Source organism: Dolichospermum sp. LEGE 00240 (assembly GCF_015207875.1).
In the GTDB taxonomy this organism is placed as follows: Bacteria; Cyanobacteriota; Cyanobacteriia; order Cyanobacteriales; family Nostocaceae; genus Dolichospermum; species Dolichospermum gracile.
In genome coordinates this window covers 21,956-48,901 of sequence record NZ_JADEVZ010000023.1, presented here as the reverse complement: position 1 = coordinate 48,901, position 26,946 = coordinate 21,956, and the positions used below count along the sequence as shown (strand labels likewise).

Annotated in this window: 19 protein-coding genes, 1 tRNA gene and 1 pseudogene; 16 read left to right on the top strand and 5 right to left on the bottom strand. The window is 38.6% G+C overall.

Annotated features, from left to right (window positions below):
• Positions 1-646 precede the first annotated feature (646 nt).
• Positions 647-1,735, bottom strand: coding sequence for a DNA polymerase beta superfamily protein (locus IQ226_RS10110; RefSeq protein WP_193895048.1), 1,089 nt, complete (start codon positions 1,733-1,735; stop codon positions 647-649).
• A gap of 598 nt (positions 1,736-2,333) precedes the next feature.
• Between IQ226_RS10110 and rplU the strand changes: the two genes are divergently transcribed.
• Together rplU and rpmA are read left to right on the top strand one after the other, a co-directional pair.
• Positions 2,334-2,741, top strand: coding sequence for a 50S ribosomal protein L21 (gene rplU / locus IQ226_RS10105; RefSeq protein ID WP_193895047.1), 408 nt, complete (start codon positions 2,334-2,336; stop codon positions 2,739-2,741).
• Between the two features lie 137 nt (positions 2,742-2,878).
• On the top strand, positions 2,879-3,163 hold the full coding sequence (gene rpmA / locus IQ226_RS10100; RefSeq protein ID WP_193895045.1) for a 50S ribosomal protein L27: 285 nt from the start codon (positions 2,879-2,881) through the stop codon (positions 3,161-3,163).
• Between the two features lie 145 nt (positions 3,164-3,308).
• Here the strand turns inward: rpmA and IQ226_RS10095 are convergent, their stop codons facing one another.
• On the bottom strand, positions 3,309-3,734 hold the full coding sequence (locus tag IQ226_RS10095) for a hypothetical protein (RefSeq protein WP_193895043.1): 426 nt from the start codon (positions 3,732-3,734) through the stop codon (positions 3,309-3,311).
• A 344-nt stretch (positions 3,735-4,078) separates the two neighbouring features.
• Between IQ226_RS10095 and cruF the strand changes: the two genes are divergently transcribed.
• Complete coding sequence (gene cruF, locus IQ226_RS10090; RefSeq protein WP_193895041.1) at positions 4,079-4,987, top strand: gamma-carotene 1'-hydroxylase CruF; 909 nt, start codon at positions 4,079-4,081, stop codon at positions 4,985-4,987.
• Between the two features lie 505 nt (positions 4,988-5,492).
• On the opposite strand, the gene IQ226_RS10085 is transcribed toward cruF, so the two are convergent.
• Positions 5,493-6,803, bottom strand: coding sequence for a hemolysin family protein (locus tag IQ226_RS10085; protein WP_193895039.1), 1,311 nt, complete (start codon positions 6,801-6,803; stop codon positions 5,493-5,495).
• A gap of 280 nt (positions 6,804-7,083) precedes the next feature.
• Here IQ226_RS10085 and mfd point away from each other — a divergent pair, with 280 nt between their 5' ends.
• The gene (gene mfd, locus IQ226_RS10080; protein WP_193895037.1) at positions 7,084-10,632 is read left to right on the top strand and encodes a transcription-repair coupling factor; all 3,549 of its coding nucleotides are present in this window, start codon (positions 7,084-7,086) and stop codon (positions 10,630-10,632) included.
• Between the two features lie 115 nt (positions 10,633-10,747).
• On the opposite strand, the gene IQ226_RS10075 is transcribed toward mfd, so the two are convergent.
• Positions 10,748-10,819: transfer RNA gene (locus IQ226_RS10075), tRNA-Lys, on the bottom strand.
• Between the two features lie 62 nt (positions 10,820-10,881).
• The gene (locus IQ226_RS10070) at positions 10,882-12,267 is read right to left on the bottom strand and encodes a HAMP domain-containing sensor histidine kinase (RefSeq protein ID WP_193895035.1); all 1,386 of its coding nucleotides are present in this window, start codon (positions 12,265-12,267) and stop codon (positions 10,882-10,884) included.
• Between the two features lie 251 nt (positions 12,268-12,518).
• Here IQ226_RS10070 and IQ226_RS10065 point away from each other — a divergent pair, with 251 nt between their 5' ends.
• From IQ226_RS10065 to IQ226_RS10010, 12 genes and pseudogenes are all read left to right on the top strand, one after another.
• Positions 12,519-13,928, top strand: coding sequence for an aspartate ammonia-lyase (locus IQ226_RS10065; RefSeq protein ID WP_193895033.1), 1,410 nt, complete (start codon positions 12,519-12,521; stop codon positions 13,926-13,928).
• A gap of 71 nt (positions 13,929-13,999) precedes the next feature.
• A complete protein-coding gene (locus IQ226_RS10060; protein ID WP_193895031.1) occupies positions 14,000-14,437 on the top strand; it encodes a DUF29 domain-containing protein in 438 nt (145 codons plus the stop codon).
• Positions 14,438-14,719: 282 nt separating this feature from the next.
• A pseudogene (locus IQ226_RS10055) lies at positions 14,720-15,790 on the top strand (nicotinate phosphoribosyltransferase); the annotation flags it as partial.
• 126 nt (positions 15,791-15,916) lie between these two features.
• Positions 15,917-16,507, top strand: a complete 591-nt coding sequence (locus IQ226_RS10050) for a nicotinate-nucleotide adenylyltransferase (RefSeq protein WP_027404133.1) — start codon at positions 15,917-15,919, stop codon at positions 16,505-16,507.
• A complete protein-coding gene (locus tag IQ226_RS10045) occupies positions 16,477-17,223 on the top strand; it encodes an NUDIX domain-containing protein (protein ID WP_027404132.1) in 747 nt (248 codons plus the stop codon). The genes IQ226_RS10050 and IQ226_RS10045 overlap by 31 nt, the downstream gene beginning before the upstream one ends.
• A 47-nt stretch (positions 17,224-17,270) precedes the next feature.
• The gene (locus tag IQ226_RS10040) at positions 17,271-18,953 is read left to right on the top strand and encodes an NAD+ synthase (RefSeq protein ID WP_193895030.1); all 1,683 of its coding nucleotides are present in this window, start codon (positions 17,271-17,273) and stop codon (positions 18,951-18,953) included.
• A 231-nt stretch (positions 18,954-19,184) separates the two neighbouring features.
• The gene (locus tag IQ226_RS10035) at positions 19,185-20,483 is read left to right on the top strand and encodes a P-loop NTPase fold protein (protein ID WP_193895029.1); all 1,299 of its coding nucleotides are present in this window, start codon (positions 19,185-19,187) and stop codon (positions 20,481-20,483) included.
• Positions 20,483-22,651, top strand: coding sequence for a tetratricopeptide repeat protein (locus tag IQ226_RS10030; RefSeq protein WP_193895028.1), 2,169 nt, complete (start codon positions 20,483-20,485; stop codon positions 22,649-22,651). Before IQ226_RS10035 ends, IQ226_RS10030 begins: the two co-directional genes overlap by 1 nt.
• Positions 22,652-23,197: 546 nt before the next feature.
• Complete coding sequence (locus IQ226_RS10025; protein WP_193895027.1) at positions 23,198-23,944, top strand: photosystem reaction center subunit H; 747 nt, start codon at positions 23,198-23,200, stop codon at positions 23,942-23,944.
• A 45-nt stretch (positions 23,945-23,989) separates the two neighbouring features.
• Complete coding sequence (locus tag IQ226_RS10020) at positions 23,990-24,652, top strand: phosphoribosyltransferase (RefSeq protein WP_193895026.1); 663 nt, start codon at positions 23,990-23,992, stop codon at positions 24,650-24,652.
• A gap of 15 nt (positions 24,653-24,667) precedes the next feature.
• On the top strand, positions 24,668-25,336 hold the full coding sequence (locus IQ226_RS10015) for a dienelactone hydrolase family protein (RefSeq protein ID WP_193895025.1): 669 nt from the start codon (positions 24,668-24,670) through the stop codon (positions 25,334-25,336).
• Positions 25,337-25,376: 40 nt separating this feature from the next.
• Positions 25,377-26,834, top strand: coding sequence for a YdiU family protein (locus IQ226_RS10010; RefSeq protein ID WP_193895023.1), 1,458 nt, complete (start codon positions 25,377-25,379; stop codon positions 26,832-26,834).
• Positions 26,835-26,946 lie beyond the last annotated feature (112 nt).

The following is a 26,946-nucleotide window of genomic DNA, read 5'->3' as shown; positions in this document are numbered from 1 at the left end:
AGCCTAATCTGAAAATAAGTGGTTTAGCTTGTAAACCTCTATGTACTGGCGATTATAGGGGTTTTTTGATGTTGATTGATTTGTTCGCTAATTCGCTAAATGCTTGAAAGTCCATAAAGTTGTCATGATATCAATAAGGTTTCAGGATTTTGGTGAAGGTATTGTTCTAGGAACTAAATTGATCAAAGTTTGTAAAGCATGATTCACAGCTTCAGCATTAGGAAAATACTCCCTAATATCTGGATCAAGTATAATTGATCCTAGGACTTACGCACGCTCACTAACTTACCATCGTATGAATGAACGAAATTGCGTCGTTTTCGGCTTTGGGAATAACTTATTGAGTAGGGTGCGTCAGATACAGAAATCTGTTTTTTACCAAATTATTGGGTCTGACGCACCCTACAAGAGATAAAATCCACATTACATATTTAAAAAACTTTGTCAATGCGTAAGCCCTATATATGACTCAATTTCCCACTTTTACCTAAATATTTTAATTTTTTTACATAAAATTACGTAAAGATGTTAGTACAATATTAACGAACCTGCGTGGACTCATGAAATAACCCACGCAGTTGAATTTTGTCTATTTAGCCACGTTCACGAAACCTACCGGGGACATGTTTCCAATCTCCCAATTTTCTTACCAACCTTGCATTTCCACTAATTCCATACACAAATCATTAATTTGCTCCAAATCAGGACGATGTGGTAAACTAGATTGCTCATAAAAAATATCCATTTGGGCAACCAAATCTTCCGCCATTTTTATCAACTCATCATAACTATAATCACCTCGTAAAATAGCCTTTAAATCATCAATATCACCAGCTAAATTTCTATCTACAATTAATTCTCCTGTCCGCAAAATTTCTAAACCACTGCGTAGTAATCGAATACAGTGCATTCCATGTTTTAAATCATAACCTGATTTCTTTTCCATTTCTGCTCTAGCCGGATTTCTATTTTCCTGCCAAGATATATAAGCCTTCCATTCTCGCAACGCAATTTGATAGCTTTGACTTTTTTGCAACAGCCGAATAAAATCTTTACGCCCATAAGTTAAATTTTGGGTATATGCCAAAGTTTCATCAGCTAAAGTGTATTGTTTCAAAACACCTTTAAAATCAATATCCGCAGTTAGCAATTTATATAACTGTTCTGATTCTTCCAAAAATTCAATTTTTCCCCTAATTAAAAGATAAAGATATTCCAAAAAGGCATTTAACTCATCCTTGCTTAACGGAATTTCATCCATAATATCAAAATCAGCGGGAATAGGTTTATTCGTAGGTGGATTTAATAACCATTTACGATGAGTTTCCATCTTCTTGATTTGAGCAAAAGCATAACCAGCATAAGTATGTTTTACCTTTTTACTCAAAAATAAATTACGGTGATTAATTAAATATTGTCCGACATTTGTTAAAAAAGGATAATTCGTTAACCACAGCAATTCCAAAACATTGGGATTTGCCCCAGCCAATAAATGAATAACCTTTCTTAATTCATAAATCACCGTATCTTCATTACCATCTATAAACGGAAATATCCCTGGTTCATCCCAACCCGAATCCTTTTGTTCAATACTATCAAAGCCTAAATAATAGCGTTTAGGAGCAATAAATACACCACGATAATCATAATCTGATTCAGGACGATTTAAACCATAACCATGACTACCAGCTAAACCCACAAAAATAGTTCTTTGTTCAACTTCAATTCTTTTCATCTTTATCTAAGTAGGTTAGCATTGAAAATCGTCGTTATGGCAAGGTAAGAGGCAAGAGTGAAGAGGGTTTGGGCGATTTTACTGTTCTTTACACAGATTGGTTTTCTTGTGTTCATCTACTTAATAAAAAGTAAACTTTTATTCTCAGCATGAACCTAAATTGTAACTGGTAATTAGTGCAATTATCAAATTTTTCAATATTCTCCCGATTTTCTTGAGTTTCACTTCGGTCTACCCAACCTACAATTTCCTCAAGACCGGGAATTTTAAGTCATTGATGAAAAATCTGAACCTGAATATGTAGTAAAAAAATCCGAGCAACCCTATTAAGTCGCTCAGATTAGTTAAAAAATCTTCCATCTGTGTCAGAATCAACTACAAATTCAAGAATAATCTTTTCGGAAATTAGTGGAGAATAAAATTATTTTTTCTAAAAGGTTGACTGATTAGCTACCAATCGGGTAACATATTAGATTGTCTGTCTAATTCCTGCTCGGATCAGGTAGACATACTTCAAAGGCTGGCAGAAGCTATAAATATAGCGTCTCTACAGGAGATAATAGCCAGCTACCTGTACGGCAACTCAAGGACAATTTTAATGACCTACGCGATTATCGAAACTGGTGGTAAACAAATGAAAGTAGAAGCAGGTCGCTTTTACGACATTGAACTACTAACCGCTGAACCAGATGAAAAAGTTACTATCAACGCAGTATTACTTGTACATCACGAAGGCGCAGTTTCCATTGGACAACCTTTAGTAGAAGGTGCGACGGTGGAAGGGACAATTATGCGACATTTCAGAGGTCGCAAAGTCCTGGTGTATAAGATGAAACCTAAAAAGAAAACCCGCAAAAAACGGGGACATCGCCAGGAAATTACCAGATTTTTGATTAATTCCATCAATCTTAACGGCGAAGTTTTAGCTTACGAAGAAGCCCCAAGAATGGCTGAAAGTCCCGTTATTAATGCTGATTTCGTGGCAGAAACCGCAGAAGAATCATAAATAAGGTTAAGTTGCTAGTTAAGGAATAGGTAAGAGGTGAGCAAGAGTAATTTAATTACCAATGATTAATCATCTTTTTCCTAGCCTAAACTAGATGACTAGCTGGGATAAATAAAGTAAATAGAAAAGAGGAAATCATGGCTCATAAGAAGGGAACGGGTAGTACACGAAACGGTCGTGACTCTAACGCTCAACGACTAGGTGTAAAGCGTTACGGTGGACAAACTGTACGCGCAGGTAATATTCTCGTCCGTCAACGTGGTACTAAGGTTCACCCTGGTAATAATGTTGGTATCGGTAGTGATGATACTTTGTTTGCTTTAGTTGATGGTGTTGTTACCTTTGAAAGAAGAGGTAAAAGCCAGAAGAAAGTTAGCGTTTATCCAGTAGCGGTAGAAGCTGTAGAAGCGGTAGCTGGCTAGTACCACAGAGCGGAAGTCAAAAGTCAAAAGGAAGACAGTATAGGCTTTGTAACGATTTAGAATGGTTGGTTCACTTACGCCGCAGTGTACTAGTTATTTATTAGTCACTAGCCATTAGTTAATGACTAATGACTAATGACTAATTCTAAATGTAGTAATTGATAAGTGCGCCCAATCCTAAACCTAGCAGTGAGCAAGAGGATATATAGCCAAAAGCTAGTGCTGGTTTTAAACCGACTGATTGAAAGTCTATTTTAGCTAAAATAGTGGCGCAGATAATAAGTAACGTATCAAGAAATACTCGAAACCAGGCAATCATTAGAAAAAATAGGAAAGCTGCTAAGATAGCCACCAAAAAAGTCCTCGCGTTTGACTTGAAGAAAATATGAGAATAATCATCAAGTTTTAACCAAGGGTTGGTGAGGGAAATTAGAGACAGCAGGATAGTTAGCACAGTTATCAGCCGTACATACAAAGGGGCTTTTTCTTCAAATATCACCCAGCCTAATGTACTGTAACTCAGAAATACCAGTGTTAGAGAAAACCAAGGAATTTTTTTCAAAATTGACATATAGCAAAAGTCAGGAGGTAGGGGCGCAGGGCCTGCGCTCAGTCAGAAGTCAGGACGACGGAAAAAGGAAATTTCTTCCCTAGTTCTTATAAACTTGGCGGTTGCTATAACTGGAAAAGTTCTGTACCCCACTCAGTTACGAATCGTTATATACTAGTATTTTCAATATCAGTTGCATTCATTATTTCACAGATTTACTGAACCTATAAGGTTTCTAAAGGTTGAATTTCACTCCTGATTCCCATTTCGGGAGAATAAATATCAACATTTAGTTAAATTGTTCATAAATATTTGTAAACTGTTAGCAGTTGAGTAGCCATCTGGCATATCATAAAGGATTGATCATGAGACAACTTGTTATCGTCGAGCGCGTATGCCTAATTGGTCATATCGTTTCTATGGTATTTGGACTGGTGGGAATACTGATTGTTATTCCCAATGCTGAGATGATTGTCAGCTTATCAGAAGTTGGACAAAGTGTCATGCAGTGGAGCATGGCGGGCGGCGGTGTGGTATATATGATTTTAGGAGCGCTAGGAGTGTTCCTCTATGCTTACCGAACTTTAGGTTTGGGACGCGCTTTAGGATTTTTAATACCATCTGTATTAATTTCGTTGACTAGTGAATTATTAGGAACTAGCACTGGCTTTCCTTTTGGCCACTACAGCTATTTAAGTGGTTTGGGTTATAAGATTTCCGGGTTAGTACCTTTTACAATTCCCCTTTCATGGTTTTACGTGGGATTAGTTTCTTATGTATTGGCGCGGGCGGGTTTAGAGGTAGATAAAAAACCCAGTTTGTTCCGTCACGTGGGAGCAATTGTTTTGGGGGCTTTACTGCTCACTTCTTGGGATTTTGTGCTTGACCCAGCTATGAGTCAAACTTCTCTTCCCTTCTGGTATTGGCAACAACCTGGGGCTTTCTTTGGAATGCCTTACCAAAACTTTGCAGGTTGGATGGGTACTGGGTCGTTATTTATGACTGTTGCGGCTTTGTTATGGAGCAAAAGCCCGATTAAATTGGATAAGTACCAATTGAATGTCCCTTTATTAGTTTATTTGGGTAATTTTGGTTTTGCGACAGTGATGAGTTTGGCGGCTGGGTTTCCTATCCCGGTATTGCTAGGTGTGGCGTTAGGTGTAGCTCCTGCTGTCCTACTGTGGTTTAAGGGTTCTAACGCACCTGCAACGGTAAATATTGAAGCAGCTACTAAGGAAGTTGCTGTTGCTAATGTGAAGGTTGCTTTTAAATAAGAATAGGAAAGAGGGAATAAGAAAAGCAATTTTTGTAATTTCCTCTTTCCAAATTGCGTCAGGAGTCAGAAGTTAGAACGAAGGAGGAAAGGAAGAATTATCTACAACATGAAAAAGTGCCTACAATTATTATCTAGGGTTTCAGAGTTTAGTGAGAAAATTTAGGTGCGGCGTTGTTTAATATTACATGCTGAATGTGGGCTCATAAATTAGCAGATTAGGTACTGAAGAACCATTTCAAAAATATCAATAATTTATTTGCAGAATGTGGGTTGTCAATGCGTCAGCCCTAAAATAATCCCCCAAACCTTTTCACTGGAAGGTAATGGGGGGAATTTTTATGTTGCAGCAAAAAGTGAATTTAACTCTAGTGAACAGTAGAGAAGTTAAGCTTTAAATAAGGAAGAGTTAATTTTACATGAATTTTCTCCAAACCAGATTTCTGTAACGCTTCTTTCTTCTTTCTCCTGACTGGGCGCAGACCCTGCGCCCCTACATCCTGACTTCAATTACTCCTCATAACCTTGGGTACTACTAGGACTTTATCAACCCGATTTCCGTCCATATCCATAACTTCAAACCGCATACCATCCCATTCAAAATGATCTGCGGCTGCGGGAATCCGGCCTAAATGGGTGATGACAAAACCGCCTAATGTTTGATAATTTCCTCTTTCTTCATGTTCTAATTCTTCAAGATCAAATAGTTCTAAAAATTCTTCTATGCCTAACATTCCATCTACTAACCAAGAACCATCTTCCCGTTGTACGGCTTCAGGTTCTTCTTGTCCTGGTTCTGTGGGAACATCACCGACGATTTCACTCATGATGTCATTGAGGGTGACTAAGCCTTGAATTACGCCATATTCATCTACGACTAAAGCCATGTGTGTGACGGTTTGTTTGAATAATTCTAAAACTTTTAAACCGCGTGTGCTTTCGGGGACAAATACGGGTTGACGTAACCCTAGAGTTAAGTCTAAGGGTTCGTTGCGTAAACTTCTGGCTAATAGGTCGGTGACGGGAATAATCCCCAGAACGTTATCTAGTCCTTCTTGACAAATGGGATAGCGAGAATAGCTGCTTTCTGCCATTTTTTGGCGGTTTTCTTCGGGGGGATCTTCCAAGTCTAACCAAACTATATCAGGTCGGGGTGTCATAAAGGAGGTGACGGGGCGATCGCCTAACCGGAAAACTCTCTCTACCATGTCCTGTTCTGCTTCTTCAAATGTTCCCGCTTCTGTCCCTTGTTCTATAAGAATTTTGATTTCTTCTTCTGTGACTTGGGGTTCAGCAGAGGGGGTGATTCCTAATATTCGCAAGACTAAATCTGTAGATGCACTCAAAAGATAAACTATGGGTGAGGCTATTTTTGCTAAAGCCCGCATGGGTATGGCTACTGAAGCAGCGATTTTTTCGGGGTTATTTAAAGCCAGACGTTTGGGGACGAGTTCACCAACAATCAGGGAAAAATAGGTGATGAGTAAGACTACGATGCCAAAGGCGATCGCATTACTATAATTAGCTAAAATTGGAATTAGCTTGATATAATCTTCTAATCTTTTGGCAATGGTCGCACCACCAAAGACACCATTGAGAATATTAATCAGTGTAATCCCTACCTGGACGATGGAAAGAAAATGATTGGGAGATTCGGCGAGTTTTAATGCAGCTTTGGCGTTGACATCTCCTTGGTTAGCTAACTGCTGTAGTCTGACTTTCCGGGCTGAAACTACGGCCATTTCCGACATGGAAAATAACCCGTTGGCGAAAATTAGCACTAAAATCGTTAAAATTTCAAACGTGAAGGAAGACATTTTTAAAATTGCTGGTATAAAGAATAGAAGTATACGGTGATCAGAAGTTGCCCAGTGTTCATTCAATCAGACTGATCTTAGTATCCAGTATTTTAGGTAATTCTCTAAATACTTTGACTATACACAAAGTAGTAGCTATATTGCTTCTGTCTATGAGTAGTTCGGTTTGATTCTTTCCTCTTTATCGTCAAGAGAGGGGTTAACACTTTTAAAATGGTTAATAGGAAATACTTCGAGATTTTCACGTTAGCAGCGACTTCCTTTTTTTAGCGTAAAACTTATGGCCTTTTCTTCTATTGTGCGTGCTTTGGCGCGATCGCCTCTTACCGCAGAACTCATTACTAAACTCAACAAACAACAGGAATTGCGGTTAAATGGGATTTCTCGGCTACCCAAGGGACTGGTAGCTTCAGCATTAGCAAATTATGAAGATCAGGATTTATGTGTGGTCTGTGCCACTCTAGAGGAAGCTGGGCGGGTTTTTGCCCAAATGGAAGCAATGGGTTGGAAAACTGTCCACTTTTATCCCACTTCCGAAGCTTCTCCCTATGAACCCTTCGACCCTGAAAATGAGTTAAGTTGGGGGCAAATGCAGGTATTAGCTGATTTGGTGGCGAGGGGTGATGAAACAAGGGGCGGGGAGACCCCGCCCGTACAGCAAAAGCAAAAAACGGCGATAATTGCAACTGTGGGGGCGTTGCAGCCGCATTTACCACCACCGGATGCGTTTAAATCATTTTGTGTCACCTTAGAAAAAGGGATGGAATTTGATTTAGACGGGTTTGGGGAAAAAATCACGATTTTGGGATATGAACGAGTTCCCCTAGTGGAAACTGAAGGACAATGGAGTAGACGGGGAGATATTGTGGATGTATTTCCGGTGTCCTCCGAGTTGCCTGTGCGTTTGGAATGGTTTGGTGACGAAATTGAACAAATTCGGGAATTTGACCCCGCTACCCAGCGTTCTGCCTTGGATAAGGTGGAAAAAGTTACCCTTACCCCTACAAGTTTTGCACCGATTATCAACACAGCACTTACAGAAAATGTAGGGATGTTTCATGAAACGTCTCTACAAGAGTTAGGAACATTAGAAGGAAGTCGGCGGTTTTTGGGGTTGGCTTTTGCAAAACCGGCTTCATTGCTGGATTATTTAGCAGCAAATACCCTTGTGGCCATTGATGAACCAGAACAATGTTATGCTCATAGCGATCGCTGGGTGGAAAATGCTAATAGTCAGTGGTCAGTGGTGAGTCAGCGCGGTCTTGGGGGTTTCTCCCATGAGGGACTGACGAACTCCGAAGGAGTCAGTGGTCAGTTGTCGGTTGGATTACCTAAGATTCATCGAAATTTTGATGAGTGTATAGGGGAAATTAGTAGTTTTAGAAAGTTATATTTATCAGAATTGTCGGAAGAAAATAATGGTTTAAATTTAGCAAGTAGACCTTTACCTGTTACACCTCACCAATTTGCCAAGTTAGGGGAAACTATTAGAAACGAGAGAGAACGCAATTTTGCAGTTTGGATAATTTCGGCTCAACCTTCCCGTTCGGTTTCTTTGCTACAAGAACATGATTGTCCTGCCCAGTTTATTCCTAATCCCCGTGATTATCAAGCCATTGATAAACTGCAAATTAATCATATCCCGATTGCTCTTAAATATTCCGGTTTGGCAGAATTAGAAGGTTTTATTTTACCTTCTTTTCGATTAGTAATTGTCACCGATAGAGAATTTTATGGACAACATTCTTTAGCTAACTTTGGTTATGTCCGCAAACGTCGTCAAGCCACATCTAAACAAGTTGATCCTAATAAATTACGTCAGGGAGATTATGTGGTTCATCGTAGTCATGGCATTGGTAAATTTGTTAAATTAGAAAGTTTAACAATTAATGATGAAACCCGTGATTATTTAGTTGTGCAATATGCAGATGGTTTATTAAGAGTTGCGGCTGATCAAGTTAGTTCTTTATCTCGTTTTCGCACCAGTGGAGATAAAGCCCCAGAATTACACAAAATGACCGGCAAAGCCTGGGAGAATACTAAGAATAAAGTCCGTAAAGCCATTAAGAAACTAGCAGTAGATTTGTTAAAATTGTATGCTGCCCGTTCTCAACAACAAGGTTTTTCCTATCCCCAAGATATGCCTTGGCAAGAAGAAATGGAAGATTCTTTCCCTTACCAACCTACCACAGATCAACTCAAAGCAGTACAAGATGTAAAACGGGATATGGAAAGTGAAAGACCGATGGATAGGTTAGTATGTGGAGATGTGGGTTTTGGCAAAACTGAAGTGGCAATTCGGGCAATTTTTAAAGCTGTCACCGCCGGAAAGCAAGTTGCACTTTTAGCCCCAACCACAATTCTCACTCAACAACATTATCATACAATTAAAGAACGTTTTGCCCCCTATCCTGTGAACGTGGGGTTACTAAATCGGTTTCGCAGCGCAGAAGAAAAACGCAATATTCAAAAACGTCTAGCGACTGGAGAATTAGATATAGTTGTCGGGACACATCAATTATTAGGAAAAGGCGTGCAATTTAAAGATTTGGGACTTTTAGTAATTGACGAAGAACAAAGATTTGGAGTTAATCAGAAGGAAAAAATCAAAAGCCTCAAAACGCAAGTTGATGTTCTCACTCTTTCCGCAACTCCTATTCCCAGAACCTTATATATGTCATTATCAGGAATTCGAGAAATGAGTTTAATTACCACACCACCTCCCACCAGAAGACCAATTCAAACCCATCTCGCACCTTTAAATTCTGATATTGTCAGAAGTGCAATTCGTCAAGAATTAGATCGAGGTGGACAGGTATTTTATGTAGTTCCCAGAGTTGAAGGAATTGAAGAAACTACTACAAAATTGCGAGAAATGGTACCAGGAGGAAGATTTGCGATCGCACATGGTCAAATGGACGAAAGCGAGTTAGAATCAACCATGCTGACTTTCGGCAATAATGATGCTGATATCCTTGTTTGTACGACAATTATTGAATCTGGTTTAGATATTCCGCGAGTTAATACAATCTTAATAGAAGACGCGCACCGTTTTGGTCTATCTCAATTATATCAATTACGGGGTCGGGTAGGACGGGCAGGAATACAGGCGCACGCATGGTTATTTTATCCTAAACAAAGAGAATTATCCGATGCCGCTAGACAAAGATTAAGAGCAATTCAAGAATTTACACAACTTGGTTCTGGATATCAATTAGCCATGCGAGATATGGAAATTCGCGGTGTGGGAAACTTGCTAGGTGCAGAACAATCTGGTCAAATGGATGTGATTGGCTTTGATTTGTATATGGAAATGTTAGAAGAAGCAATTCGAGAAATTAGAGGTCAAGAAATACCCAAAGTTGAAGATACTCAAATTGATCTGAATCTCACCGCATTTATCCCTGCTACCTACATTCCCGATCTTGATCAAAAAATGAGTGCTTATCGGGCTGTAGCCACAGTAAAATCAAAATATGAACTCAAACAAATTGCTGCGGAATGGACAGATAGATATGGAACTATACCCGTACCTGCAAATCAACTATTGCGAGTTATGGAACTCAAGCAATTAGCTAAAAATCTGGGATTTAGCCGCATTAAACCAGAGAATAAACAGCACATTGTTTTAGAAACCCCAATGGAAGAACCCGCTTGGAATCTCTTAGCCGAAAATCTCACTCCCACCATGAAAGCCAGGTTTGTTTATTCTCCTGGTAAGGTAACAGCAAGAGGTTTAGGAGTCTTTAAAGCAGACCAACAATTGCAAACTTTAATTGATACTTTTATGAAAATGCAAGGGGCAATTTCGGAGACCGCTGGAGTCTAATTTTGTCGGTTGGGTGAAGCAACAGCCCAACTCAACAAAAGTATTAATCATGTTGGGTTTCCTGACTTCAACCCAACCTGCATCTGGGAGAATATCATCGAAAAAGTAACTGCAATGGGTGAGGAGGGAATCGAACCCGCAACCAATTGATTAAGAGTCAACTGCTCTACCGTTGAGCTACTCACCCGCTTATCAGGTTATGATATCAGACTTTTGACTTTCGCGCTAGTGTTGCGGCTAAAAAACTGGCTACAGGGGAAATTGCATGATCAAAGTGATGCGATTGTTGATACTTGTAACATGAATTGACCCATTTAAACGCTGTACTATTGTTTTGACTAATGCCAATTCTAAGCCAGTGTTCTGTACTTGCCAGGGGGAATGTTTGGGAATGCGGTAAAATGGCTGAAAAACTTGTGACAGTTCATTGTGAGGAATCTCCACACCAGAAATACTGATTTTTAACTCTACTGTGTCTGCATTCAAATCGGCGGTAAGTGTAATTGATTCACCTGCGGAAGCGCATTGACAAGCTTGGTTGAGTAGTAGGGTAATAATTTTTTCTAAATCGGTGATATCTGTGGATAAATGGGGTATTTCTGTGGAGATATCTAGGTGTAACTGTTGTTGTTGACAATTGGTAACATCTCGAAAAGATTCAACAATAGGAAATAACCAAGTTGAAAAATCAATAGTAATTAAAGTAGGAGGTTCGGGATGGGTTTTCAGATATGCAAAGGTAAGAAGATCGTTAAGTAATTTATCTTCGCGTCCACATTCATGATGGAGAATTTGTAATAGTTGGGATACTATTTCTATATCTACAATCCCGACTGGTGTTATGAGACTTTCTAAGGTTTGTACGGCAAGATTAATATTAGTAATGGGTGTACGTAATTCTTGGGCAAGATGTCTGATAAATTCGTGGTGATGATGTTGTCGATTTTCAATTTCTTGAACTTGGGCTGTGGTTTTGGTGTAGAGTTGAGATTGACGAATGGCGATCGCACATTGATTAGCTATTTGCTGTAAAAAAGATATTTCTAATTCTCCAAATTTTGCCTCTGTCTGCCGAATTAGCCAAATATTGCCCAAAACACCTCGATGATCAAAAATTGGGCAAGCCAATTGACTCATCATTTGTAAGCCAGAATCATGTCCGGGAACAATTTCTATAGATTGCCAAATTTGTTTTTGCAAGAGAGATTGATAAATTTGGGGAAAATCAGCAGTTTTTGTGGTTAAACCTTGAAAATGGGGTAAACTAACACTATATTCGTAGGTAACTGTAGCAGCAGTCAAACAGGGATTATAAAGTTTAATTTGACAGCGATTAAGTTGTAATAAATCAACTAATTCTTGAGTAATAATTGTTAATATTTCGCGCTCATCTAGACTATCGCGGATGTGTTCAGTAATATGTTGCAGCAACCCTTGAAATTTCTGAATTTGCTGTATTTTTTGAATATTTTCCTGTCTTTCCAACTCTAATTGAATTTGTAAATATTCTACCTGCTGTTGTAATTGGGCAACGGATGTATCTACACCCAATTGCATAGATACTTCTGAACAAAATATGGATGGAGATGGTAATTGCGTCCATTTGGGGATGGATTTAACTTGATTTAGATTCATGCAATAGTTTAGGAAAGAAATAATGGATAATTGATCATCGGGGAAGAGGTACGTGGAAAGAATACTTACTCATGACTGATTTTCCCATCTGCCTATTACCTATTCCTCAACGAATAAATGACATGAGTATGAGAGAGCATACCAAATATTGTGTATTGCTGATAACAACCCTTGTGACGGTTTGTAAACAGGTACGTTAAGTTACAGCTAATTCCATGATCCTATTCTACTGCATGAACTTCTCCACTTATATGACTAACAATTCAGATTTTCGGATTGAAAAAGACTCGATGGGCGATCGCCAAATTGCCAATAACGTATATTATGGGATTCAAACCCAAAGGGCGATTGAAAATTTCCCCATTAGCGGTATTAAACCTTTATCCACTTACATAGATGCTGGTTTATATATTAAAAAGGCCGCCGCTATTGTCAACGGAGAATTAGATTGTATTCCCGCAGATATCAGCAAGGCTATTATTCAAGCTACTGATGAAATTTTAGCAGGTGCATTGCGAGATCAATTTGTCGTTGATGTTTATCAAGCTGGTGCGGGAACTTCTCACCACATGAATATTAACGAAGTTTTGGCAAATCGGGCTTTAGAAATTCTCGGTGATCAAAAAGGTAATTACAAACTCGTTAGCCCCAATGATCATGTAAACTACGGACAGTCTACCAATGATGTCATCCCTACAGCTATTCGCATTGGTGGCTTATTGGCACTTTCTCGCACTTTACAACCAGCTTTAGAACAAGCAATTTCGGCTTTAGAAGCCAAAGCTACAGAATTTCAAGATATCGTCAAATCGGGGAGAACTCACCTTCAAGACGCTGTACCCGTGCGATTAGGGGATAATTTCCGGGCTTGGGCGCAAATTCTCTCAGAACACCAAAATCGGCTTTACATTGCTGCTGGGGATTTAATGGTGTTGGGCTTAGGTGGTAGTGCGGCGGGAACAGGTATGAATACTCACCCAGAATATCGGCAAAGAGTTGTGGATATCCTGTCGCAATTATTGGAATTTCCCCTAGAACCAGCACCCCATTTAATGGCTGCTATGCAAAGTATGGGGGCTTTTGTGAATGTTTCTGGGGCGTTGCGGAATTTAGCCCAGGATTTGGTGAAAATATCCCACGATTTGCGGTTAATGGATTCTGGACCCAAAACCGGATTTAAGGAAATTCAACTTCCACCTGTGCAACCAGGTTCTTCCATTATGCCCGGAAAATATAATCCTGTGATGGCAGAGATGACATCAATGGTATGTTTTCAGGTAATGGGATATGATAATGCGATCGCTCTTGCCGCCCAAGCTGGACAATTAGAATTAAACGTAATGATGCCCCTCATTGCCTATAATTTAATTCACAGCATTGAGATTTTAGGTAACACAATTTCGGCTTTAACCACAAGCTGTATTCAAGGAATTACTGCCAACAAAGAACGTTGTTTAGCTTATGCTGAAGGCAGTTTAGCATTAGTCACCGCTTTAAATACCCATATTGGTTATTTGAATGCTGCGGCTGTAGCTAAGGAATCCCTAGAAACAGGTAAATCTTTACGGCAAATAGTTCTCGAAAAAGGTTTAATGACAGAATCAGAATTAGCAACTGTGTTAGATTTAGACCAAATGAGTGCAATAGTACCTTTAACGTAAACACAAGATCCCCGACTTCTTAAAGAAGTCGGGGATCTGATAAAATAAGATTACTCTAATAGGTCAGAGTTATGAAAACCATCACCGATTTAAAACAACTCTACGAACTTGATGATTCTCAATGGCTAGAAGAAACAATCAAATTACTGAAAAATCACAAATTTCAAGAATTAGACTTAGAGAATTTAATTTGGGAGTTAGAAGATTTGGGAAAAAGAGATAAAAATGCCGTAGCCAGCCTTCTAGAACAGATTATCCGTCATTTATTATTACTTCAATATTGGACAAGTGAATCTGAAAATAATACAGTTCACTGGCAAGGAGAAATTTATACTTTTAGAACTCAATTAAATCGCAGAATTACGACTAATCTTCGCAATTATTTAGAATCAGAATTGGATTCTATTTACAAAGATGCGTTAGGATTTGTAAAAATCAAAACTCAAAATTCCGTAAATTTTCCATCAGGATGTCCTTACTCACTCAACCAACTTCTTGATATTGACTAAGTAGGTTGGCGTTGAAAATTGTCGTTATGGCAAGGCAAAAGGCAAGAGGCAAGAGTGAAGAGGGTTTGGGCGATTTTACGTTTCTTTACACAGTTTGGTTTTATTGTGTTCACCTACTTATCTGTACTATTAAGAAATATAAATTAATTGTAAAAAATAGCCTAACTTCCTTGTGAACATAGGCTTTTAGGGAATTTTTTATTATTTATTAGCCAAGGCTTGACATTACTTATGGTAAATACTACCATAAATGAAGAGACATTCTTGCTAGAGGCATCTCAGATGACAACTTTCCTAGATATAGACTATGAAAGGAAAAATTCCGAATTAAATCTCAGTTGTGAGGATTACAGCTTACTAACAGACCTTTATCAGCTAACAATGACAGCTTGTTATGTTGGTGAAGGTATAGAACAGAAGCAAGCGAGTTTTGAATTGTTTGTCAGAAGCTTACCTGATGGTTTTGGCTATTTAATAGCTATGGGTTTAGCCCAAGCTTTGGAATATTTGACTAAATTCCGGTTTAATGACAGTCAAATTGCTGATTTGCAGTCAACGGGAACTTTTACCCACGCAAATGAGCGTTTTTGGCAGCTTTTGCGGGAAGGTTGCTTCACTGGAGATGTGTGGGCAGTTGCGGAAGGAACAGCGATATTTGCCAATGAACCTATACTGCGAATAGAAGCACCCTTATGGCAAGCGCAAATAGTAGAGACATATCTTTTAAATACTCTGAATTATCAAACTCTAATTGCCACCAAAGCCGCAAGATTAAGGGATATAGCGGGAGAAAAAGCCACACTTCTAGAATTTGGTACACGCAGGGCTTTTAGTCCTCAAGCCTCTTTATGGGCAGCACGGGCGGCTTTGGCAGGTGGTTTAGATGGTACTTCCAATGTGTTAGCGGCGCTACAGCTAGGACAAAAACCAAGTGGGACAATGGCACACGCTTTAGTTATGGCTTTATCAGCTTTAGAAGGGAGTGAAGAACAGGCTTTTACGGCATTTCATCAATATTTTCCCGGTGCGTCATTACTAATTGATACCTATGATACCGTTGCTGCGGCGGAGAAATTAGCAGAAAAAGTCAATTCTGGAAAATTAGAATTATCTGGAGTCAGGTTAGATTCTGGGGATTTAGTTAGTTTATCAAAACAAGTGCGATCGCTCTTACCGAATATATCAATATTCGCCAGTGGTGATTTAGATGAATGGGAAATTAGCCGACTCAAGCAAGAAGGGGCAGAAATTGATAGTTATGGATTAGGCACAAAATTAGTTACAGGTCAACCTGTGAATGGAGTTTATAAACTTGTAGATATTGATGGAATTCCCGTCATGAAAGAATCAAACAGAAATTGACAAATAAAACGAAAAGAAGAGATAAATTAATATAATTTCTCTTACCTCTGCGCCCTCTGCGTCTCTGTGGTTCGTTTAAATTACTCTAAAAATTGCAAAAAAGCAGAATCAAAAATCATGAAAATTGCTTTATTTGGTACAAGTGCTGACCCGCCAACTGCTGGACATTTAATAATTCTCAAATGGTTATCTGAACGTTATGATTGGGTAGCTGTATGGGCGGCGGATAATCCTCTAAAATCCCAACAAACCCCTTTACCGCACAGGGCAGCAATGTTAGAACTGTTAATTAAAGATATCAATGTTGCTAACCAAAATATTGCCTTAGAACAAGATTTGAGTAGTTGGAAAACTCTAGAAACTGTAGGTAAAGCAAAATTAAAATGGGGAGAAGATATTGAATATACCTTAGTAATTGGGGCTGATTTAGTCAATCAATTGCCGCGCTGGTATCATATTGAAGATCTATTACAACAAGTGCAATTACTGGTAATTCCCAGACCAGGATATATAATAGATGATTCTAGTTTAGAAAAAGTTAAACAAATCGGAGGAAAAATTAAAATTGCAAATTTAATTGGTTTAGATGTTTCCTCTACCGCTTTTCGTGAACAAGGAGATATTAATACTCTCACACCTCCCGTCATTGCCTATATTCATCAACAGCATTTGTACGAATGCCAATACGTAACCAAAAAAAGATTCTAAACTCCATAAATCAACAACCTTTAGCTGACTTTAAAGTTGGTGTTGATAATGTGATTTTTTCTGTAGATACTGCTCAAAATCGGTTGTTAGTTCTCTTAGTCATGCGACAGCAAGAACCATTTTTAAATGATTGGAGTCTTCCTGGTACGTTAGTTCGTCAAGGAGAATCTTTAGAAGATGCTGCTTATCGGATTATGGCTGAGAAAATAAAGGTAAATAATCTCTATTTAGAACAACTTTATACTTTTGGTGGTCCAAACCGTGACCCCAGAGAAAAAATTGATAGCTATGGAGTCCGTTATTTATCAGTTAGTTACTTTGCTTTAGTCAGATTTGAAGAAGCAGAATTAATTGCCGATAAAGTAGCGGGTATTGCTTGGTATCCCGTCAAACAATTACCACAATTAGCATTTGACCATAATGAGATTATTACCTATGGACATAGAAGATTAAAAAACAAATTAGAATATAGTCCTATAGCTTTTGAAGTCTTACCAGAAACTTTTACTTTAAACGATTTGTATCAACTATACACTACAGTTTTAGGAGAATGTTTTGCCGATTATTCTAATTTTCGAGCGCGGTTACTCAAATTGGGCTTTTTATCGGATACTGGCATTAAAGTATCACGAGGTGCGGGTCGTCCTGCAAGTTTGTATAGGTTTGATAAAGATGCTTTTGCACCATTTAAAGATAAACCTTTGGTGTTTATTTAAGGAATAATAGTTGAACGCAGATGAACGCAAATAGACGCAGATAAATTATGAAAATCGCTATCGCTCAAATTAATCCTATTATTGGTGATTTACTAGGAAATACTCAAAAAATCCTGGAAATGTCACAACAAGCAGCATCAGAAAATGTTCGTTTATTATTAACACCTGAATTATCTATTTGTGGGTATCCACCAAGGGATTTATTATTAAATCCTAGTTTTGTGGAATCAATAGATAAAACATTGCAAAAATTAGCTGAAGATTTACCCGCAAATTTAGCTGTATTGGTGGGAATTGTGGTTAAAAATTCCCCAGCACATATTACTGGGGGTAAAAATTTATTTAATAGTATGGCTTTATTAGAAAATGGCAAAATCCAGCAATTTTTTCATAAAAGGCTATTACCAACTTACGATGTTTTTGATGAGAAACGCTATTTTGAACCAGGACTACAAGCCAGTTCTTTTAAATTAGATAATCTTCATATTGGTGTGACAATTTGTGAAGATTTATGGAATGATGAAGAATTTTGGGGTAAGCGGAGTTACGCAGTTAATCCCATTGCTGATTTAGCAAATTTAGGAGTTGATTTAATTGTGAATTTATCTGCTTCACCCTACACTGTTGGTAAACAACATCTGCGAGAAGCGATGTTAAAACATAGTGCAGTTAATTTTCAACAACCAATTATTTATACAAACCAAGTTGGCGGAAATGATGATTTGATTTTTGATGGACGGAGTTTTGCTTTAAATAAACAAGGTGAAATTGTTTGTCGTGCTAAAGGTTTTGTATCTGATTTTTTGACCGTTGAATTTAATGCCGATAAACAGGATTTACAATTAGGTCATATTTCCCCCATTGATGAATCTGAAGATGAGGAAATTTGGAATGCTTTAGTTTTAGGAGTTAAAGATTATGTGGGTAAATGTCGCTTTTCTAAAGTATTGTTAGGTTTAAGTGGGGGAGTTGATTCTGCTTTAGTGGCTGCCATTGCGACTGCGGCATTAGGAAAAGAAAATGTGATTGGTGTGTTAATGCCTTCTCCCTATAGTTCAGAACATTCTATTAGTGATGCTTTAGCATTAGCAGCCAATTTAGATATTCAAACTCAGATTTTACCCATTGGGGAATTAATGGAAAGTTTTGATAAATCTCTTGGTGAGTTATTTGCTGGAACAGAATTTGGGATTGCGGAAGAAAATCTCCAATCTCGCATTCGTGGTAATTTATTAATGGCAATTTCTAATAAGTTCGGTTATTTGCTTTTATCTACTGGTAATAAATCGGAAATGGCCGTTGGTTATTGTACCCTTTATGGTGATATGAATGGCGGTTTATCGGTGATTGCTGATGTTCCTAAAACCCGCGTTTATTCCCTCTGTCAATGGTTAAATTCCCATCAACAAAAAGAAGTTATTCCCGAAAATATTCTCACCAAAGCACCCAGCGCGGAACTTAAACCGGGTCAAGTTGACCAAGATTCCCTACCACCTTATGAAATTTTAGATGATATTCTCGACCGTTTGCTTCATCAACATCAATCAGCAGCAGCGATTGTTACCGCAGGTCATGACCCGGCAATTGTGGATAGGGTATTACAATTATTATCCCGTGCGGAATTTAAACGCCGACAAGCTGCACCGGGATTAAAAATCACTGACCGCGCTTTTGGGACTGGTTGGAGAATGCCTATTGCTAGTAGTTGGTCTGCTTTGCGGAATATATAGGACTTTATTTTTACTGGAGTTTTTTTAACAAACCACTCCAGGCACAGAGTTCACAGAGGAAGAAAAAGGAGGATAAATATATATCTATAGGGTGGTTGCATTTGATTTAGGAGAGGTGATAATCCTTATTTTAGCGACTATTTGCCTAAAAAAGAAATTTTTTTGTTTAGGTATGGCTAAAAGATCAAATTGATATAACATAGAAATGTAGATTTATAGAGGGTATTAACAATGGTAGTCAACCGTATTGAGGCGTTCCAAAAAGCATTTCGTAATTTACAATTACAACCTTTAATCACAGAAGAAGAAATTGAAAGGTTTCAAGTTCCTTATGGTCATGATTTAATTGATAAATTAGAGCATCTAATTTTAGATAGTGATGATAATACCAATCAATTATTTTTTGCTGGACATCGTGGTTGTGGTAAATCTACATTGTTAGCAGAATTTGCCAGAGAATTTGATCATAATTATCTGACTATCTTTTTTTCTATCTCTGATTTAATTGAAGCTACTGCTATCAATCACATTAATATTCTTTTTGCTATCGCTGTGCAAATTATGGATAAAGCAGAGAAAGAAAATATTCAGATTGATAGCCAGAAAAAACAAGAATTATTTAATTGGTTTCAAGATAGAACACAGATTGAAGAAAGTAAAATCGGTGCTGAATTGGAAGTAGGTTTTGGTTTTTGGAGTCTCCTCAAAAGTAAATTAAAGGCTGAAGCAAGTATCCGCGAAGTCATAGAAACTAAATTTAAACGTGATTTTCGAGATTTAATTAATACTCTCAATCTGATTGCTCTGGAAGTTTCTTTAGCTTGTAAAAAAGAGATTGTGGTTATTATTGATGATTTAGATAAACTCGATTTAGCATCTATTAAAAGTATTTTTCAAGATAATATCAAAGTTCTTTTACAACCTAGTTTCTTTGTTGTTTATACCCTTCCTATTGCGACGATTCGTGATGGTGTGTTGAAAAAACATATCGAAACTGAAACGAATAATTCTATTTTTGTAATGCCAGTTTTAAAGGTTTATCCTAAAGGTGAAAGTCACAAAAATGAAGCTCAACCTGTTACTGAAACAATAGATAAATTACAGAATATTTTGCAAAAACGCATTGATGATACTTTATTAGCAGATGATGTTTTGCTGAAAATTACTTTATCTAGTGGTGGTGTGATTCGAGAATTGGTTCGCATTGCTCAAAAATGTTGTAGTTTGGTATTAGTACAGTTACGACAAAAAGCAAGAAAAGGAGAATCAATTGATAATGTGCAAATTGATGAGATGATTTTGCAGGAAGCTCTTGATTCTTTGCGAAATGATATGACAATTACTCTGAGCAAAACTGACCGGGAGATTTTACAGCAAACATATACTGATTATCGTCCTGATGATCCTAAACAGCAAGAGTTTCTTGATTTGCTTCACAATGTTTATGTGATTGAATATAAAAATACTGAAAGTTGGTATGATTTACATCCTTTGATAATTCAACAGTTAAAGTTAGAAAATTTAATTTAATGAATAACTTAACTAATCAATCTATTATCAACGCAAATGAACAAACTTACCTGAGTTTGTTAGTTTCTCTTGAAGCTGGAATTGGAATGCTACAGATTTTTATTGCTGTGTGTGATGCAGATAGACAGCGGGAAAATATTATAGCTAATTATGAGCAGGAATTAGCACCGAATTACAATATTTATCGGGTTTATCTTGATAGTCAAGAACCGAGTTTAAAGCAAGCCATCACAAAACAAGTTACATTAACAGAAAATGCCATAGCTATAGTATTAGGTGCAGAAAAGTTAGGATCATTTAATCAAAATGAATCTTTGAAAAAGTTTTTTGGTTATTTGCAATGGACGCGAGAAGCATTGCGAGAACTCAAAATGCCAATTATTCTATGGATACCATCACGCATTTATGATCAAATCCCTAAGCAAGCACCTGATTTCTGGAGTTGGCGTAATGGGGTATTTCATTTTCAACCTGAACCGTCTTTGGTTCAAGGTGATTTATCAATTAATCAAAGTCGTGGTATTATTCAAGATAATCAATCAAGTTCTGTTTTTTCACCAGAACAATTAGAAGCATCTTTAGCAGAAGCTATTCAGCAATGGGGAGCAAATAGTAATAAGACAGAAGTTCTCTACAGTCAGTTAGGTACTTTGTATGCTGAACGAGTAGAATCAGCAAAATCTACAGATAGACAAAAAGAATTAACTTTAGCTCAAGAATATCTTAAGCAATCAATAGTTTTACAAACTAAATTTCAAAAACTAGAAGCTCTTGCTACTAGCTTAAACAATTTAGCAAGTCTTTACGATAGCCAAGGAAGATACAGTGAAGCAGAACCTCTCTACCTTGATGCTTTAGAAATGAGAAAGCGGCTATTTACAGGCGACCATCCTAATATTGCTTCTAGCTTGAACAATTTAGCAAGTCTTTACGATAGCCAAGGAAGATACAGTGAAGCAGAACCTCTCTACCTTGATGCTTTAGAAATGATAAAGCGGCTATTTACAGGCGACCATCCTGATGTTGCTACTAGCTTAAACAATTTAGCAAGTCTTTACGATAGCCAAGGAAGATACAGTGAAGCAGAACCTCTCTACCTTGATGCTTTAGAAATGAGAAAGCGGCTATTTACAGGCGACCATCCTAATATTGCTTCTAGCTTGAACAATTTAGCAAGTCTTTACGATAGCCAAGGAAGATACAGTGAAGCAGAACCTCTCTACCTTGATGCTTTAGAAATGATAAAGCGGCTATTTACAGGCGACCATCCTGATGTTGCTACTAGCTTAAACAATTTAGCAAGTCTTTACGATAGCCAAGGAAGATACAGTGAAGCAGAACCTCTCTACCTTGATGCTTTAGAAATGAGAAAGCGGCTATTTACAGGCGACCATCCTAATATTGCTTCTAGCTTGAACAATTTAGCAATTCTTTACGATAGCCAAGGAAGATACAGTGAAGCAGAACCTCTCTACCTTGATGCTTTAGAAATGACAAAGCGGCTATTTACAGGTGACCATCCTAATATTGCTTCTAGCTTGAACAATTTAGCAAGTCTTTACGATAGCCAAGGAAGATACAGTGAAGCAGAACCTCTCTACCTTGATGCTTTAGAAATGACAAAGCGGCTATTTACAGGCGACCATCCTGCTGTTGCTAATAGCTTGAACAATTTAGCAAGTCTTTACGATAGCCAAGGAAGATACAGTGAAGCAGAACCTCTCTACCTTGATGCTTTAGAAATGACAAAGCGGCTATTTACAGGTGACCATCCTAATATTGCTTCTAGCTTGAACAATTTAGCAAGTCTTTACGATAGCCAAGGAAGATACAGTGAAGCAGAACCTCTCTACCTTGATGCTTTAGAAATGACAAAGCGGCTATTTACAGGCGACCATCCTGCTGTTGCTAATAGCTTGAACAATTTAGCAAGTCTTTACGATAGCCAAGGAAGATACAGTGAAGCAGAACCTCTCTACCTTGATGCTTTAGAAATGACAAAGCGGCTATTTACAGGTGACCATCCTAATATTGCTTCTAGCTTGAACAATTTAGCAAGTCTTTACGATAGCCAAGGAAGATACAGTGAAGCAGAACCTCTCTACCTTGATGCTTTAGAAATAAAAAAGGTAACCGTTCACGGGGGGTACAAAAAACGCTCTATATGAGATTCCACGAAAACAGCATGAAAAACGTTATAGATTTGATTTTTTTAGGTCATTTAAAATTTGCAAAATCTCTATATCGGTTTGCAAATCGTTTTCTAGCCAATTTAAGAACCATTCGTTAATATGTCAAGTTGCCTGAAAAACCCAACAGACAAAGCTTTTAGGTTTTTTAATAAATTCTCACCCCCTGTGAACGGTTACAGTAATTGGACAAAAATATTTACAGTCATTGCGAGCGAAGAGAAGCAATCACAACCGTTGCGATTGCTTCATTTCACTTCGTTCCATATGGCTAACGCCACGCTACGCTAACGCAATGACATTGTGTAATTAATTCTGTCTCACTACTTATTGCTTAATAACTAAGTTCGTTCTCCTGGGATTAATTTCTTCTACATTTTTTCTACAATTTGATGGAACAATTTCTCCGATTTTCTTGCTACCCTCAAAGTAGAGTTCCAGTTCCAAACAACAAGGTGGTAAAAGATCAGCCGCCGTGTTGTATTAATCAAACTCCTCAGAAATAGGGAGTATGGGAGGGGAAATATGCTCAATGTTGTGCGTCATAGTCAAATTATCGGTTCAATAGCCATAGATAGCTCGACATCTGCTCGTTTTGCTGAGTTAGAAGAAGTCTGGCTGGATGATTCCGGGCGTATTGCCTATTTTTCGGGTGAGGAAGCTTATTTGCCAGTACAGGGAATTGCTGGAATAAGTATGGGTGCGGTGTCAATTTATGATCATCCAGTGCCAGACATTCCAGACAATCTTCACCGCTTGGATCGAATTACGGTTGAATCTGCGCTGGGTGAAACTCAGGGTTGGGTGGAAGATTTTTTATTTGATTGGCAAACTGGAGAAATCGCAGTTCCTTTTGGTGGACGTGCAGTTCTGTATCCCGAAGATATCGAGGAAATTAGCACCAATAAACTAATTATCCGCGAAGATGTTCAAGGCCAACTTCAAGGAGAATCAGAAGGATTGCAGGGTTTCCTCAGTGAGAAATCTCAACAAGTACAACATCTTGTACATATTATAGGCGTTGGCGTAGCCTGCCGAAGGCATCGCCTACATCATCTCATTTCCCCCAACGATAAACCCGAAGTTGTCCGGGTCAAAATTAAAGAAGTTAGCGACGAAGTGGCAGCTTCTACTGATCATCCACATCACGCCTTAGAAGAGGCTACGGAGTTTTTGCAAGAACAATGGCAGAGTTTGCAACAGAGTATTTCCCGTGGGACTGAGCGCACAAAATCGGCTTTAGATGCAGCTTGGCAACAAATCACTAAATAACGTCGTGTCCACAGCCCCACCTGTCAATAACAAGAGGTATAAAATATGGTGCAAAGATTTCGTAATCGGACGCAAGCGGGTAAACTCTTAGCTGGCCAGTTAACAGAGTATGCCAATTGTCCAGATGTTTTAGTATTGGGGCTTCCCCGTGGTGGTGTACCTGTAGCTTATGAGGTGGCAAAGGAACTTGATGCCCCATTAGATGTCTGCTTGGTGCGGAAACTCGGTGTACCTGGACACACAGAACTTGCCATGGGTGCGATCGCCACCGGAGGGGTGCGTGTAATTAATGAGAATGTCGTTGATTGGTTGCGGATTTCCCCAGAAACTATTAATCAAGTAGCAGCTATCGAAATGCGGGAATTAGACCGCCGTAGCCATAGCTATCGGGGTAATCTTTCCCTACCAAAAGTTAAAAATCATACTATTATTTTAGTTGATGATGGCATTGCTACGGGTGCTACTATCCGAGCAGCGATCGCGACATTAAAAAAGCAACAGCCCCGTAAACTGGTGGTTGCAGTTCCAGTTGCAGCAGCATCTACCTGTGAAGAACTGCAAGCAGAAGTAGATCAAGTCGTGTGCTTAATGATGCCAAATGATTTGTGTGCCATCGGTATTTGGTACGAAGATTTTCAGCAAACAACCGACACAGAGGTATGTGAACTGTTGACAAGGCGAAAATTACTGGTAGCTAATAATTCGTAAATGGAGGTTGAGGTTATGGATAGAACATTAGCACAGCACCCCCAAGAACATCTGGTGTCAGTGACAGCAGGTAAGGTTAACTTAGAGGGGAATTTGATGATTCCTAATGGTGCTATGGGTGTAGTATTGTTTGCTCATGGCAGTGGTAGCAGCCGTCATAGTCCTCGTAATCGCTATGCTGCCGGAGTCTTACAACAGGCGGGACTAGCAACTTTATTAATTGATTTGCTCACTGCTGAAGAAGAAGAAATTGATTTGCGAACCAGACATTTACGCTTTGATATTGGTTTATTAGCATCCCGGTTAGTTGGGGCGACAGATTGGCTAGTACATAACCCAGATACTTGTAACCTCAAAGTAGGTTACTTTGGTGCTAGTACAGGAGCAGGTGCAGCCCTGGTTGCCGCCGCAGAACGTCCAGGGTCAGTACAAGCTATTGTTTCCCGTGGTGGACGACCTGATTTAGCGGGTTCAGCATTATCTCATGTCAAAGCACCAACGCTGCTCATTGTTGGCGGTTACGATACGCCCGTAATAGCAATGAATGAGGATGCACTGGCACAGTTGCACTCAGTCAAACGGCTGGAGATTATTCCTAGAGCCACCCATTTATTTGAAGAACCAGGTAAATTAGCAGCAGTAGCACAACTGGCGAGTGAATGGTTTACGCACTACCTCGGGTAAAAGTCTATTATTAAAGAAATATCAATTAAGCGTAATTTTTATGGCTCTGGATGAAACTCCCAATCACACCCATTCTACTAATCCTTTACTTAACCTCAATTATGAACCAGCCCTAGAATCTTTAGGTAATGATTACTATGATCAGGTTGTCGCGGAAGAATTTCCCCAACTTATGTTACGCTGGCGCAATGACGCACTACTACCACGCTTAGGAGTTGCTCCCCAAGTAGTTAAAGACGAAGATTTTATTAACGCTTTTGGTAAATTTGAGGGACGAGAACCCCTGTTAGCGCTACGTTATCACGGTTATCAATTTGGACAATATAATTCCCAATTAGGTGACGGTAGAGGCTTTCTCTATGGACAAGTGCGGGGGATTGATGGGGAATTATACGATTTTGGTACAAAAGGTTCGGGAAGAACTCCCTACTCCCGTGGTGGTGACGGAATGTTAACCCTTAAAGGGGGAGTGCGGGAAGTTCTCGCCGCTGAAGCACTTCATCGTTTAGGAGTTCGTACTTCTCGCTGTCTGAGTATGATTGAAACGGGTTTAGGTTTGTGGCGCGGTGATGAACCTTCGCCAACTCGTTCTTCTGTCATGATTCGCATGAGTAAATCTCATATTCGTTTTGGTACTTTTGAACGATTAAACTATTTTAAAAGACCTGATTTAACTCAAAAGCTGTTAGATCATGTTATTGAACAGTATTATCCCCATTTGCAGGCTGAAAATGATAAGTATGCTTTATTTTATGCTGAATTAGTGCAGCGTGTTGCTGAATTAGTAGCCCAATGGATGGCTGCGGGTTTTTGTCATGCAGTTTTGAATACTGATAATATGTCCATTACCGGGGAAAGTTTTGACTATGGACCTTATGCGTTTATTCCTACTTACGATCTCCAATTTACGGCGGCATATTTTGACTATTATAAACGTTATTGTTACAGCCAGCAACCAGGGATTTGCAAGTTGAATTTAGAACTTTTGCAAGCACCTTTAAAGGCGATAATTGATCAAGGTGATTTGGATGCGGCTTTATCTAAGTTTGCTGAATATTACCAAGCTGAATATCGGGCTTTAATGTTGAGAAAATTGGGTTTTGAAAATTTACAGTTAGAGGAAGCTGATGAATTTGTGCGGTTAACTATTACCTTTTTACATGATAGTCAAGTTGGTTATCATCAATTCTTTGCTGATATAGCTGCTACCTTTTCTAGTAAATGGCGAGATGATCCAGCTTTCGTGATGAATGATTCAGAAATTATTCCCCCATTAGGAACATCAGCGACTTTTGATAATTGGTGTTTTCTTTATCATAAAATTCTCAATCATTTTGATCTTGAGCAAATGGATAAAATTGGTAAAACTCTAGCTGAATCTAATCCTAAAACAGCTTTATTAAGACCTGTAATTGAGTCCGTTTGGGAACGAATTACTGAGGATGATAATTGGCAACCTTTTTATGATTTAGTGGAAACACTCCAAACAGGAAAGTAATACAAAGACCCCACCCCTAACCCCCTCCCCGCAAGCGAGGAGGGGGCTAAAATTTAATTGGGGATCGTATCGTAACCCGCTCAATAAATAGGGACAGACTACCTGTTTGGGA